The following is a 13,984-nucleotide window of genomic DNA, read 5'->3' as shown; positions in this document are numbered from 1 at the left end:
GCGAGGGTTTAGCCCGGGTGTTCGGCGGATGGTTTGGCCATCGCCTCCAATCCCGACGCATAGCTCTCCTTGACCACCTCCAGATGCACCCAGCTGTCGACGACACCGACCCCGGCCATGGCGCGGATCGCGTCGAGGATCTCGACGAGCTGCGCCGCCGAGAACGCCCGCACCGTGGCCAGCAGGTCGTAGTGGCCCAGCGTGCGGGCCACGAAGATCACCGGCCGCATCGCCACCAGCGCGGGCACCACCCCGTGGGCATCCCCGGTCAGCCGGATCCCCAGACCGAGCGCGCTCTGCCGGTCCTGCCCGGAATGGCGCACCACCGCGCCGATCCGCACCACCTGCGCCTCGACCAGGCGGACCACCCGTCGTCGCGCACCCGCCGGTGACAGCCCGACGGTCGCGGCGAGATCCACATACGATGCCCGGCCGTCGTCCTGCAGCGCACGTAGCAGTGCCAGGTCCACCTCGTCGACGTCGATGCCGACCTCGCCGACCGGGCCGACGACATCGCGCAACACCTCGACGTAGGTGAGCGTGTCCACGCCCAGAACCCCTGGCAGTGCGCGCAATTCGGTGACGACGCGGTCGACCTCGCGCAGCGAGCCGACCCGGACCTCGGCGATCAGCCCATACGGACCGCTGGTCAGCGACAGGAACGCGACATCGGCGCGGCGGGCCAGGTTCGCCGCGATCGGCCCGGCGGGCCCGCCGACCATGACGCTGACATGGGCCAGCGCACCCCGCCCCAGCACCGCCGGATGCACGACGCCGCGCACCACGACCTGGCCGCTGGCGATCAGGCGCTGAATCCGGGTCGCGGCCGCCGACCGCGACAGTCCGACCCGACCGGCGATATCGCGGTGGGTCAGGCGCCCGTCGCCCTCCAGCAGGCTGACGATCGCCTCGTCGACCTCGTCCATCCCAGCCATCCATCCAAAATTCTTCGAAAATTTTTCCTCACGGTCAGACCGGCACAACGATACTCGTTTCGATGCCATGCGGTTGGTTACGACGTAAACGCCGCCGATGCCGCTCACATCGATATCAGAAACCTCGCTGTAACGATCGAAGCGATTGCGCCGACCCAAACGCGGGCTTACTGTAACCCGCATCACACATCCCCCTCGCGCAAGGATCGTCATGGCCGCCACTCCCGCGCTCACGCCCAAAGCCACGCAGGTGGAGACGCACGGCGTCGAGCCGATCCCGGACGCCGAGCGCACCGCGGGCCCGCTGGATCTGTTCCGGCTCATCTTCGGCGGCGCCAACACGATCGCCACGGTCGTGCTGGGCACCTTCCCGATCATCTTCGGACTGTCCTTCCGCGACGGGCTACTGGCCACGTTGACCGGACTGATCCTCGGCGCGCTGATCCTGGCGCCGATGTCACTGTTCGGTCCGCGTAACGGCACCAACAACGCGGTGTCCTCCTCGGCGCACCTCGGTGTGCACGGTCGCGTGGTCGGCTCGTTCCTGTCCCTGCTTACCGCGGTGGCGTTCTTCTCGATCTCGGTGTGGACCTCCGGCGACGTCCTGGTGGGCGGGGCCAACCGGGCTACGGGCCTGCCCCAGAGCGATGTCGCGGTGGCGGTGGCCTACGGCGTGTTCGCGCTGCTGGTGCTGGTGGTGTGCATCTACGGGTTCCGATTCATGTTGCTGGTCAACAAGATCGCGGTCATCGCGGCCACCCTGCTGTTCCTGGCCGGCATCGCCGCGTTCGGCGGCATGTTGGACGCGGGCTATGCCGGCACCCTGGTGATGGGCGACCCGGCCTACTGGCCGTCGTTCGTGGGTGCGGCGCTGATCGTGATGTCCAACCCGGTGTCGTTCGGCGCCTTCCTCGGCGACTGGGCCCGCTACATCCCGCGTGACACCCCGGGTTGGAAGACCATGGTGGCCACCGTCGCCGCACAGCTCTCCACCCTGGTGCCATTTCTGTTCGGACTGGTCACCGCGACCGTGATCGCCACCCACGCGCCGGACAACTTCGCCGACGGCGACTATGTGGGCGGGCTGCTGACCGTCTCACCGGACTGGTACTTCATCCCGGTGTGCCTGATCGCCCTGATCGGCGGCATGTCGACCGGCACCACCGCGCTCTACGGAACGGGCCTAGACTTCTCCAGCGTGTTCCCCCGGTTCAGCCGGGTGCGGGCCACCATCTTCATCGGCTCCATCGCGATCGTGTTCATCTTCATCGGCCGGTTCGCCTTCAATGTGGTGCAAAGCATCTCGACGTTCGCCGTGTTGATCGTCACCTGCACCGCGCCGTGGATGGTGGTCATGATGATCGGCTGGTTCACCCGGCGCGGCTGGTATGACTCCGATGCCCTGCAGGTGTTCAACCGCCGCCAGCGCGGCGGCCGGTACTGGTTCACCCACGGCTGGAACTGGCGCGGCCTGGCCGCCTGGCTGATCGCGGCGGCGCTGTCGATCTGCTTCGTCAATCTGCCCGACCAGTTCGTCGGACCGCTGGGCAATCTCGCCGGCGGCATCGACCTGTCCATCCCGGTCGGCCTGGGCCTGGCCGCCGTGCTCTATCCCGTACTGCTGTGGGCATTCCCCGAACCGCGCGACGCCTTCGGCCCCGACGGCCCGCGCGCGGTTCCGGCCGGCGCACCCGCCGGCGTTCCGATCGTCAGCGACGATGAGCCCGAAATCACCCCGACCACAGAGGAAGTGACCGCATGACCGCCCCGATCGGACCCGTCGACGCATCGAAGGTTCCCCGCTTCGCCGGACCCGCCACGTTCGCCCGGTTGCCCCGCCTCGACGAGGTGACCAGAGCCGACGTCGTGGTGGCCGGCATCCCGTTCGATTCCGGGGTGTCCTACCGGCCCGGTGCCCGGTTCGGCCCCAGCCACGTCCGGGAGTCCTCGCGCCTGCTGCGGCCGTACAACCCGGGACTGGACGTTTCGCCGTTCGAGCTCATTCAGGTCGCCGATGCCGGCGATATCCCGGTCAACCCGTTCAACATTCACGAGGCGATCGAGACCATCGAGGGCGCCGCGGGCGAACTCACCTCCGACGGAACCAAACTCGTGACCATCGGCGGTGACCACACCATCGCGCTGCCGCTGCTGCGGGCCGCGGCCGCCAAACACGGGCCGGTCGCCCTGGTGCACTTCGACGCCCACCTGGACACCTGGGACACCTACTTCGGCGCCGAGTACACCCACGGCACCCCGTTCCGCCGGGCCGTCGAGGAGGGCATCGTCGACACCGAGGCCCTCTCGCACGTCGGCACCCGCGGCCCGCTCTACGGCAAGAAGGACCTCGAGGACGACCGCCGCTTCGGATTCGGCATCGTCACCTCCTCCGACGTCTACTACCAGGGCGTGCGCGAGGTCGTCGACAAACTGCGGCAACGGGTGGGCGCCCGTCCCGTCTACCTGTCGATCGACATCGACGTGCTCGACCCGGCCCACGCGCCCGGCACCGGCACCCCCGAGGCCGGCGGGATGACCAGCCGCGAACTGCTGGAGATCCTGCGTGGATTCCGCGGGCTGAACCTGGTCGGAGCCGACGTCGTCGAGGTGGCCCCGGCCTACGATCACGCCCAGATGACCGGCGTGGCGGCATCGCACGTCGCCTACGATCTGGTGTCGCTACTGGCACTGGGCCCCGCACAGTGACCGAGCGCAACGGCGGCGACCTGGTCGTCGAAACCCTGACGGCCCTGGGTGTCTCACATGTATTCGGCATTCCCGGGCAGAACGCGCTCGGCCTGTTCGACGCCATCCGGCGCAGCGACCTGAGGTTCATCAGCTCCCGGGTGGAGAACAACTCGGCGTTCGGCGCCGACGGCTACGCCCGGGTCACCGGCGAGGTCGGCGTGCTGTTCCTGTCCACCGGGCCCGGGGCGTTGACCGCGCTCGGTGCGCTCCAGGAGGCCTACGCCACCGGCGTCCCGCTGCTCGTGATCGCCAGCCAGGTACCGCGCTCCGGGCTGGGTCTGCGCCGGGGCATGCTGCATCAGCTCGACGATCAGAAGGCCAGCGCCGTCAACGTCACCAAGAGTGTTGCCACCGTGCGGCAGGCCGCCGAGATCCCCAGCCTGCTCGCCGACGCCCATGCCGTCGCGCGGTCCGCGCCGGCCGGGCCGGTGTGGGTGGAGATCCCGCAGGACGTGCTGCTCGAGGCGACCGCGGTGCCGCCGGTCGTGACGGTGCCCACCGCGGTGACGCACCGCGGCCCCAGACCCGAGCTGATCGACGCCGCCGCCGGCCTGCTGAATTCGGCTGAGCGGCCGGTGATCCTGGCCGGCGGTGGAGCTCGCCGGTCGGCCGGCGGGGCCGAGACGTTGCTGGTTCTGGCCGAAAGGCTGGATGCACCGGTGGTTTCCACGGTCGGCGGCAAGGGGGCCATCGCCTTCGACCATCCGCTGTCGGCGGCATCGTGGATCGAGGACCGCCACACCACCGAACTGCTCGAAGACGCCGATGTGCTGGTGGCGGTCGGGACCGCGATGGGCGAGGTCACCAGCAACTACTTCACGTTCGCGCCGCGCGGGCGGCTGATCCACATCGATGCGCAGGCGCGGGTGCTGGAGGCCAACCATCCCGCGCTGGCCATCCACGCCGACGCCGCCGCGGCCATGACCGCGCTGGCCGACCGGATCCACCCCCGCGACAACGGTCCGGGTGCCGCCCGGGCCGCCGCGCTGCGAAAGGCCGTGCAGGACCGGTTGTCCGGGCAGGACCTGGGCACCGAACTGGCGCTGATGGCCGATCTGCGCGCCGCGGTGCCGTCGCGCACCCACACCTTCTGGGATATGACCATCGCCGGCTACTGGGCCTGGTCGGCGTGGGATCCGCAGGACGGCACCTTCCACTCCGCGCAGGGCGCGGGCGGTTTGGGCTTCGCCTTTCCCGCGGCGCTGGCCGCGGCCATCGCGACCGGGGAGCGCACCGTCGCGGTCTCCGGAGACGGCGGCGCGATGTACTCGATCGCCGAGCTGGCCACCGCCCGCCAGCACGACGCCAACATCACCTGGCTGATCGTCGACGACGGCGGCTACGGGATCCTGCGGGAGTACATGAGCGCCGAGTTCGGCGTCGCCACCGCCACCGAGCTGGCCCGGCCCGACTTCGCGCGACTGGCGGCCAGTTTCGGCATCGCGGCGCACACCGCGGGCACCGACACGGTCGGTGAACTCGTGGCGGCCACCTTCGCGACCGACGGCCCCGCCGTCATCGTCCTGCCCGCGCTGCTGAAGATGTTCGCCCCCACCCACCTAACGAAGGAATGAATCCGTGGGTAAACCACTCGATATCGCGATCGTCGTCACCTATCTGCTCGCCATGCTCGCGTTCGGATTCTGGGGCAAGACCCGCACCAAGGACTCCGCCGACTTCCTGGTCGCCGGCCGCCGCCTGGGTCCCGCGCTGTACACCGGCACCATGGCCGCGGTCGTGCTGGGTGGCGCATCCACGGTCGGCGGGGTGGGCCTCGGCTACAAGTGGGGCATCTCCGGGATGTGGCTGGTGGTCGCGATCGCCGTTGGACTGCTCGCGCTGAGCCTGTTCTTCGCCGGCCCCATCCAGCGTCTTCGGGTCTACACCGTCGCGCAGATGCTGAGCCTGCGCTACGGCGTCGACGCGACCTCGGCCTCCGGGGTGGTGATGGCCGCCTACACCCTGATGCTGTCGGTCACCTCGACCATCGCCTATGCGACGGTGTTCAACGTGCTGTTCGGCACCGGCAGAACGGTTTCGGTGGTCATCGGCGGCGCCGTGGTGATGCTGTACTCGACGATCGGCGGGATGTGGTCGATCACACTCACCGATATGGTGCAGTTCGTCCTCAAGACCATCGGTGTGTTCTTCCTGCTGCTGCCGTTCACCTGGAACCGGGCCGGCGGCCTGGACGGCATCCGCGAGCGGGCCGGTGACGCGGTGTTCAGTCTCGGCACGATCGGCACCGACACCATCATCACCTTCTTCGTGGTCTACAGCTTCGGAATGCTGATCGGACAGGACATCTGGCAGCGGGTGTTCACCGCACGCTCGCCGCAGGTGGCGAAATGGGGTGGCACCACGGCCGCGCTGTACTGCGTGGCCTATGGCATCGCCGGAGCGCTGATCGGCATGGCGGCCTCGACCTTCCTGCCCGATGTCGAAGCCAAGGACGACGTCTACGCCCAGATCGCCGAAGCCATTCTGCCCGTGGGGATCAGCGGTCTCGTGCTGGCCGCCGCCGTCGCGGCGATGATGTCGACGGCATCGGGCGCACTGATCGCCACCGCCACGGTGGCCCGCACCGACGTCAAACCGCTGCTGCTGCGCCTGATCGGCAAGCGCCCCGAGCAGGCCGGGGACGCTGCGGTGGAGGTGCATTCGGACCGGCGGTACGTCGCGGTGCTCGGCGTCATCGTGATCATCATCGCCGCCCTGCTCAACGATGTGGTCGGCGCGCTGACCATCGCCTACGACATCCTGGTCGGCGGTCTGCTGGTGCCGATCCTCGGCGGGTTCCTGTGGAAGCGGGCGACCGGCACCGGCGCGTTGGTGTCGATGGCGGTCGGCACCGTGGTGACGCTGGGCACCATGGCGATGGTCGGCGATGTGCTGGCCAACGAACCGATCTACTACGGCCTGGCCGCCAGCCTGATCGCCTACATCGCGGTCAGCCTCGCCACGCCGCGGACTCCCGCGCCGGTGCTGGCCGAGTGGGACGAGCGGCTCGCGGGTCGCGACACCGCGACGGTGGCCCGCACCTGACGGGTTGCGCCGGACCCGGCACACCGGGCGCGGCCACCGTCACCGTTAGCCGCGTGATGACGGTCGCCCGCTGATCCGGCTCTGCGTCGGAGCGGAGAGGTTTCGCTGGACGGCCGCGGCCGCCGCCAGCAGGAGTTTGGCGATGTCATCGACGTGCGCGATGAGCCGCGATGTCGGCCCCGAAACGTTGATCACCGCGACGATTGCGTTGTGCCGGTCGCGGACCGGGGCGCTGACCGAGGTGAGCCCGATCTCGATTTCCTCGGATGCCACCGAATAGCCCTGGGCGCGTTCGGCATTGAGACGTGTGAGGAGCTCGTCGAGACTGGCGGGCGCGGCAAGGGTGGATATCGGTGCCTGCAGGGCCTCCGAGGTCAACGCCTCGACGAGCTCGTCGTCGCTGTCGAACAACAATGCCCGGCCCGACGCCGAGCAATGCATCGGCGAGCTGCGCCCCACCCATCCACCGGCGCGCAACGACTGATGGGACTCCTCACGCAGCACGGTCAGCGATCGGTTTCCCTGCTGCACGGACAACAATGCCACCTCACCCGATCGCGACACCAGACTCTGCAGCGCGGGCCGGGCCGCCCGCAGCAGTGGTGTGTTGCCCGCCCCCGAGGCGAGGACCAGCAGGGGCCAGCCGAGCCGGTAGAGCTTGGTATCGCGGTTCTGTTCGACCAGCCCGCCGCGCTCCAGCGCCTTGAGCATCCGGGACACCTGGCTGCGCTCGCGGGCGACCGCGCGAGCGAGGTCGCTGACCGAATGCTCGCCCGCGGAGTTGCCCCCGCGGTCGAAAGCCAGGATCAGCGCGGCGACCCGTTCGGCGGACGTATCGGCCACGGTGCACCTCTCTGTTGCTGTGACAACAACAGTTCGGACGCTACTTGAACAGAAGACCGCAGTACAGTCGAAATTTTGTTGCCGTCCGAGCAACATCAGTTCAGCTCGGGTGGCGGTCCGCCTACAGTTCTCGAACCAAGTGCTCCGCGTCACCTGAAAGGCACCATCCATGACCACCACTGCGACACGGGCCGAGAATCCGGCCGCACTGTACGGACGACAGACGACGCTGGCTCTGGGCAACTTCCCCGGTCCCGGGCGGACGTTCGGCGATGTGCCGACGTTCGTGCGCAACTACGCGTTGGTCAAATTGGCCGCTGCGCGGGCCAACGCCCAACTGGGAGTGCTCGACGAGCGCCGTGCCAATGCCATCGTCGCCGCGTGCGAGGAGATCGTCGCAGGCGAGCATTCCGCGCAGTTCCCGTCGGCGCTGCTGCTGGGGGGCGGCGGGACGACGACCAACATGAACATCAATGAGGTGGTGGCCGCTCGCGCCACGCAGCTGCTGGGAATCGCGGTGCACCCCAACGACCACGTCAACGCGTCCCAGTCAACCAACGACACCTACCCGACCGCGATGGCCGTGACGGTGCTGGACCTCGCCGAGAGGCCACTGGCCGCACTCGGCGAGCTCGCCAGCACGTTGGCCGCGAAGGCCGACGAGTTCGACGGCACCGAGCACCTCGGTCGCACCTGCCTGCGCGATGCCGTCGCACTGACCGCGGGCCAGACGCACCGGTCGCAGGCGGCGGCGATCCGCCGCACGGCGGCGGGGCTGACGTCCGCGGTGGCCGCCATGACCGACGTCGCGCTCGGTGCCACCGTGCTGGGTACCGGGCTCGGCACACCGGAGGGCTACCGCGAGCTCGCGGTCGCCGAGCTCGCCGCACTGACCGGCCGCGACATCCGTCCCGCCGCAGACTTGTTCGACGCGCTGGCCAACCTCGACCCGTACGCCGACGTCGCGCACGCCGGCGCACGGGTGGCACTGACACTGGCGAAGGTGGCCGCGGACATCCGACTGTTGTCGTCCGGCCCCACCGGCGGGATCGGAGATCTCACCATCCCCGCGGTGCAGGCCGGGTCGTCGATCATGCCCGCCAAGGTCAACCCTGCCATCCCCGAATACGTGATGCAGCTCAGCTACCGGATCCGCGGGTGTGCGCACACCGTCGAATGCGCCGTCGCCGCAGGCGAGCTCGAACTCAACGTGATGGAACCGGTGATCGTCGACTCGATCGTCACGATCATGGCCGATATCGAATCCGCGGCAACCACTTTCGGCCAACTGTGCATTGCCGGCATCACCTGGGACGGCCCCCGCCGGGAGGAGAACCTGCGCGGCGCCCTGGATTCCTGGGTCACCCTGTCGGCCACGAGCGGCTATGAAGCCACCACCATCCGATATCACGCCCAGAACGAGAGCACCGCCACCTCGAATGGGTCCGCCGATGTCTAATGCCATCCAGCACGGCACACCCGTGGCCTACGAGGACGCCCCGCTGACCGGATTCCAGATCCGGGTGACCATCGCCGGAACCGGTGGGCAGTTCAGTGACGGGTTCATTCTCGGCATCATCGGCATTGTCATCACGGCGTCGACGAGCGCCCTGGGATTGACCCCGCTGTGGATCGGCCTGCTCGGCGCAGCAACGCTCGCCGGTCTTTTCCTGGGTGCCGTCGGCACCGGCCCGATCGCCGACCGCATCGGCCGGCGTGGCATCTTCGCGTGGGACATGCTGGTTTTCGCCGTCCTGTCCGCACTCCAGTTCTTCGTGCAATCACCATGGCAGCTGCTGGTCCTTCGGCTGCTCATCGGCATAGTCCTCGGTGCCGACTATGTGGTCAGCAAATCCCTGGTCACCGAACACGCACCGCGCAGTTTCCGGGGCCGTCTGATGAGCCTGTTGGCCGTCGCCTGGGCCGCCGGCTACGTCGCGGCCTATCTGGTCGGTTACCTGCTGACCCATGTCGGCGGAGAGTCCTGGCGCTACATGCTGGTGGCGAGCGCGGTCCCCGCACTCATGATCTTCGCGTTCCGGCTCGGAGTGCCCGAATCACCGCTTTGGCTGACCCAGCACGGCCGATATGACGAGGCAGCAGCGGTGGTACGTACCCACCTCGGACCCAATGTGCTGCCCCCGCCGGCAGAACCGGCGATCGCCCGCCGCGGTGTGCGGGTGCTGTTCACCCCGAAGTTCCGCAAGCGCACCGCGGTCGGCGCTCTCTTCTACGTCTGCCAGGTCATCCCGTTCTTCGCGCTCGGGACGTTCTCGCCGCAGATCATGGAATCGCTCGGCGTCACCAGCAAGCTCGGCGCCGGCGCGACCTACAACGCATTCCTGCTCGTCGGTGCCGTGGTCGGTCTGCTGCTGATCGACCGCATCTCGCGCAGAAGCTTTCTCATCGGGTCGTTCCTGCTCAGCGCGGGTCTGCTGGCGGCGCTGGTGGTATTCGCCGGCGCAGGACCCATCGTCGCGATCGCGCTGTTCGCCCTCTTCGCGTTGGTCCTGGCGGCGGCGGTGAATCTCGAATTCGCCTATCCGCCGGAACTTTTCCCGACCGACCTGCGCGCGTCCGGGGTTGGGATCGCCACCGCGGCAAGCCGCCTGGGTTCGGCGGTCAGCACCTTCCTGCTGCCACTGGTGGTGGCAGGCATCGGCGTCAACACCGCGCTCATCGCCTGTGTCGCCGTGCTGACCACGGGCGGGTTGATCTGCTGGGCATGGGCACCTGAGACCGGTAACGAGTCCCTGGGCAACATCGCCGAAGACGCCCAGCGCGGTTGATGCCACTACGCAGGCCGCCGACGTTCCCACGGCCACGTCATGAGCGCCCACACCCCCGCCACCAGGGCGCCGGCGATCAGCACGTAGACCGGCCACGGACCCATCGCATCGAGAAGCGATGCGGTGGCAGGTTTCCCGTTGAGGAAGCCATAGTCGGTTCCGGCAATGCCGTTGAACGTCATGGTGACCGCCACCCACACCGCGGTCACCAACACCACGAATCGATATCCGCGCCAGTCGGGACGCATCCCGCGACCCCAGGTCAGATAGATTGCGGCCCAGACCACGAGCAGATGGATCGCCCAGAAGGCCAAGAACTGGTAGTGCGGGAAGTCCGGGCTCCGCAATACCGGTGAGATCAGCGCCTGGGTGCTGAGCACCAGACCCCAGTAGTAGGTGAGCACGAACGCCCACTGTCGCTGCGACCAGAGGGCACAGGCGCCCGCGACGGTCGCCAGGTCGGTCAACTGCAGCGGTACCGACCGCCCGATCGACGGCGGCACCAGTGCGTAGACCAGAATCGCGACGTATATCAGGGCTGTCAGGGCTCCGAGGACGCGACCGAACACCCGCGATTGCCGGTCGGTCTGGCGGCGGCCGAGGTAGACCAGCGCCACTGCCCCCACGACGAATACGACGATCACGGCCCAGTGTGACGGACCGTAGGCCGTGAATTGCCGTTGGGACAGGATCATCGGCCCCCCTCAGCTCATTGCGCCCGGCTCACCGAGGACATGTGGAAATCGGGGATCCGCAGCGTCGGCATCGACGCCCTGGTGGCCCAGTCGCCCCATTCCCTCGGCAGGGTGATCTCGCTGATACCGGCCTCGGTGGCCCGCCGCAACAGATCCAGCGGGCTCTCGTTGAACCGGAAGTTGTTCACCGCGGCGGTCACCTCGCCGTCCTCGATCAGGTACACACCGTCGCGGGTCAGCCCGGTCAGCAGCAGCACCGTCGGATCGACCTCACGGATGTACCACAGTGTGCTCAACAACAGCCCGCGCTCGGTCCCGGCGATCATATCGGCCAATTCGTTTGTGCCGCCGGTCATCAGCAGATTGTCGGCAGGTGCGGCCACCGGCGTCCCGTACTCGGCGGCCACCGCACGCGGATACGCCAGGGCGTTGACCACACCGTCGCGGATCCAGTCCACCCTCCCGATGTCCATCCCGTTGTCGAATATCGAGGTCCGCTCCGAGGAGGTCGGAACCGCCACGAACGGTTGGCAGGCCAGGGGTTCGGCGAACGGATCGGAGTACAGCGTCAGGCCCAGATCGGTGAGCCTCTCCCCCACCCGGGTGCCGTCCGGGCCCGACAGTGCGGTGCGGCCCTCCTGTGCGCCGCGGCCGTCCATGGCCCAGGTCAGGTCGATCATCAGATCGGCGACGGTCGACGGCGGCATGAGTGTCTCGTACCGTCCTGCCGGCAGTTCGACGGTCCGCCGCGACCAGCCGAGCCGCAGCGACAGCTCGTCGAGCAGTGAATCCACCCGCACATCACCGAAGTCGGCGGTGCTGACCCCGGCCCAGGCGCTGGCACCGTTGCGCTTGGCGTTGATCTCCAGCGATCCGGTCGGTTGGGTGTAGCGGCGCCGCAGCCCGCCCGAGGTCGCCAGGAAGGTCGTCTCCAGCACATGGCGGGCATACCCGTAGAGCCGGTCGGCCCCGCGGAAACCTCTGGCCAGATCGCCTGCGATCCCGGAGAACACCCGCGCACCGGTCGACGGGACGGGCGCATCCCAGTCCGGCGGCGACCCGTCGGGCGGCAGCGGCGGGGCCGCGTCACGGGCCTCCGGCGCGGCCAGCGCGGCCCGCTGCGCCGCCGAAACCAGATCGGGGATCACCGCCGGATCGACCTCACTGGAGCGCACCGATCCGACGTGCGCCTTACCGCCCCGGCGCAGCACCGAGATGACCGTCGTCGTACGGCTCACGGTCTCACCGTTGGTGGTCATCGAATTGCCCGCCCAGCGCAGTGACGCGTCGGTGCGGTCGGTGACCAGCACTATGGTTTCGCCGGTCTCGGCTCCGTGCCCGGCCGCCGCCAAGGCGATGTCGACGACCTGCTGTGCGCCGATCATCGGCCGCCCTCCGTTCGGGTGTTGAGCACGTTGACGCCGCGGAACAGCGCGCTCGGGCAGCCGTGGCTGACCGGGGCCACCTGGCCGGGTTGCGCCTTGCCGCAGTTGAACGCCCCGCCCAGCCGCCAGGTGGACGGCCCGCCGACGGCCTCCATCGAACCCCAGAAGTCGGTGGTGGTGGCCTGGTAGGCGACGTCGCGCACCTGACCGTCCAGCCGCCCGTCCCGGATCCGGTAGAACCGCTGGCCGGTGAACTGGAAGTTGTAGCGCTGCATATCGATCGACCAGGATTTGTCGCCGACGATGTACAGCCCGTCGGACACCCGGGAGATCAGGTCCTCGGTGCTCAGGCCGTCGCCGCCGGGCTGCAGCGATACGTTGGCCATCCGCTGGATCGGCACGTGGTGCGCCGAATCGGCGTAGGAACACCCATTGGAGCGGGCCTCACCCAGCTTGGGTGCGAACACCCGGTCCAACTGGTAGCCGACGAAGATGCCGTCGCGCACCAGGTCCCAGCTCTGCGCGCGCACCCCTTCGTCGTCGAATCCGACGCTGGCCAAACCGAATTCCACGGTACGGTCGGCGGTCACGTTCATCACCGGTGACCCGTACCGCATGGTGCCGAGCTTGTCGGGCGTCGCGAACGACGTCCCCGCGTAAGCCGCCTCGTAGCCGATGGCCCGGTCGTATTCGGTGGCGTGCCCGATGGATTCGTGGATGGTCAGCCACAGGTTGGACGGGTCGATCACCAGATCGGTCGGTCCGGCGACCACCGACGGCGCCTTGATCTTCTCGGCCAGCAAGGTGGGCAGCTCGGCCAACTCCGAGGTCCAGTTCCACACCGCGTCGCCGGCCACGGCCTCCCAGCCGCGCGCCGTCGGCGGTGCGAGGGTGCGCATGGTCTCGAACGTCCCGGCCGCGGAATCGACCGCGATGGCCTCCAACGTCGGCAGCACCCGCACGCGCTGCTGGGTGATCGAGGAGCCGAACGTGTCGGCGTAGAACGTCTGTTCCTTGACCGCGTGCACACCTGCCGAGACGTGGTCCACACCGTCGGCCGCCAGCAGCCGGCCGGAGTAGTCGTCGAGTACCGCGATCTTGTCGGCCGCGGTCACCGTGAACGGGTCGACGGAGTAATCCGACACCCAGGTCACCTCGGAGTAGACCGGTTCGGGAGCGAGTTCGATGCGTTCGGCGTTGAGCGGGGCCAGCGTCGTGGCCACCGAGACCGCGCGGCGCGCGGTCTCGGCCGCGACCTCGGGGGCGAGTTCGGCGTTGGAGGCGAACCCCCAGGCACCGTCCACGATGACCCGCACCGCCAGCCCCACCTCGACATCGACCACGGCGGTCTCCAGCTCACCGTCCCGTAACTGGATGATCTCGGTCGTGATGCGGTGGATCCGCAGGTCGGCATAGCCTGCCCCGGCCGCGGCCGCCGCGGCCAGCGCCGCATCGGCCAGCTCGGTCCGGGGCAGCCGCAGGAAGTCGGCGTCGACATGTCGCTGAGCTGTCACGCTTGTCCACCCTAACGGTGCTCTCAGGGT

At 68.6% G+C, this 13,984-nt stretch carries 11 protein-coding genes; 6 read left to right on the top strand and 5 right to left on the bottom strand.

The window, feature by feature from the left end; translation table 11 throughout:
• Positions 1–8 precede the first annotated feature (8 nt).
• Positions 9–935, bottom strand: coding sequence for an Lrp/AsnC family transcriptional regulator (locus tag ACWDTP_RS08450; protein ID WP_450018486.1), 927 nt, complete (start codon positions 933–935; stop codon positions 9–11).
• Positions 936–1,146: 211 nt separating this feature from the next.
• Here ACWDTP_RS08450 and ACWDTP_RS08445 point away from each other — a divergent pair, with 211 nt between their 5' ends.
• From ACWDTP_RS08445 to ACWDTP_RS08430, 4 genes are read left to right on the top strand one after another with little or no spacing between them, the layout of a single operon-like run.
• Positions 1,147–2,697, top strand: a complete 1,551-nt coding sequence (locus ACWDTP_RS08445) for a purine-cytosine permease family protein (RefSeq protein ID WP_450018484.1) — start codon at positions 1,147–1,149, stop codon at positions 2,695–2,697.
• Positions 2,694–3,641 (top strand): agmatinase, encoded by a 948-nt coding sequence (gene speB, locus ACWDTP_RS08440; protein ID WP_450018482.1) that lies wholly within the window; start codon positions 2,694–2,696, stop codon positions 3,639–3,641. The genes ACWDTP_RS08445 and speB overlap by 4 nt, the downstream gene beginning before the upstream one ends.
• Positions 3,638–5,257, top strand: coding sequence for a thiamine pyrophosphate-binding protein (locus ACWDTP_RS08435; RefSeq protein WP_450018480.1), 1,620 nt, complete (start codon positions 3,638–3,640; stop codon positions 5,255–5,257). The genes speB and ACWDTP_RS08435 overlap by 4 nt, the downstream gene beginning before the upstream one ends.
• A 4-nt stretch (positions 5,258–5,261) precedes the next feature.
• Entirely contained in the window at positions 5,262–6,728 is a 1,467-nt protein-coding gene (locus ACWDTP_RS08430) for a sodium:solute symporter (RefSeq protein WP_450018479.1), read from the top strand.
• A 45-nt stretch (positions 6,729–6,773) separates the two neighbouring features.
• Here ACWDTP_RS08430 and ACWDTP_RS08425 read toward each other — a convergent pair whose 3' ends face one another.
• The gene (locus tag ACWDTP_RS08425) at positions 6,774–7,571 is read right to left on the bottom strand and encodes an IclR family transcriptional regulator (RefSeq protein WP_450018477.1); all 798 of its coding nucleotides are present in this window, start codon (positions 7,569–7,571) and stop codon (positions 6,774–6,776) included.
• A gap of 169 nt (positions 7,572–7,740) precedes the next feature.
• Here ACWDTP_RS08425 and ACWDTP_RS08420 point away from each other — a divergent pair, with 169 nt between their 5' ends.
• Positions 7,741–9,030: a lyase family protein gene (locus ACWDTP_RS08420; protein WP_450018475.1), complete on the top strand. Its 1,290-nt coding sequence runs from the start codon at positions 7,741–7,743 to the stop codon at positions 9,028–9,030.
• The gene (locus ACWDTP_RS08415; protein WP_450018473.1) at positions 9,023–10,360 is read left to right on the top strand and encodes an MFS transporter; all 1,338 of its coding nucleotides are present in this window, start codon (positions 9,023–9,025) and stop codon (positions 10,358–10,360) included. Before ACWDTP_RS08420 ends, ACWDTP_RS08415 begins: the two co-directional genes overlap by 8 nt.
• A 5-nt stretch (positions 10,361–10,365) precedes the next feature.
• On the opposite strand, the gene ACWDTP_RS08410 is transcribed toward ACWDTP_RS08415, so the two are convergent.
• The 3 genes from ACWDTP_RS08410 to ACWDTP_RS08400 are packed head-to-tail and all read right to left on the bottom strand — an operon-like array spanning position 10,366 to position 13,954.
• Positions 10,366–11,055: a YwaF family protein gene (locus ACWDTP_RS08410; RefSeq protein ID WP_450018471.1), complete on the bottom strand. Its 690-nt coding sequence runs from the start codon at positions 11,053–11,055 to the stop codon at positions 10,366–10,368.
• A 14-nt stretch (positions 11,056–11,069) separates the two neighbouring features.
• On the bottom strand, positions 11,070–12,440 hold the full coding sequence (locus tag ACWDTP_RS08405; RefSeq protein ID WP_450018469.1) for a metallopeptidase TldD-related protein: 1,371 nt from the start codon (positions 12,438–12,440) through the stop codon (positions 11,070–11,072).
• The gene (locus tag ACWDTP_RS08400) at positions 12,437–13,954 is read right to left on the bottom strand and encodes a TldD/PmbA family protein (protein ID WP_450018467.1); all 1,518 of its coding nucleotides are present in this window, start codon (positions 13,952–13,954) and stop codon (positions 12,437–12,439) included. Before ACWDTP_RS08400 ends, ACWDTP_RS08405 begins: the two co-directional genes overlap by 4 nt.
• Positions 13,955–13,984: the final 30 nt, after the last annotated feature.

It is taken from the genome of Mycobacterium sp. NPDC003449 (assembly GCF_053588415.1).
Note: the sequence above shows the minus strand (reverse complement) of the source record. Positions and strands in the feature narration are given on the sequence as shown.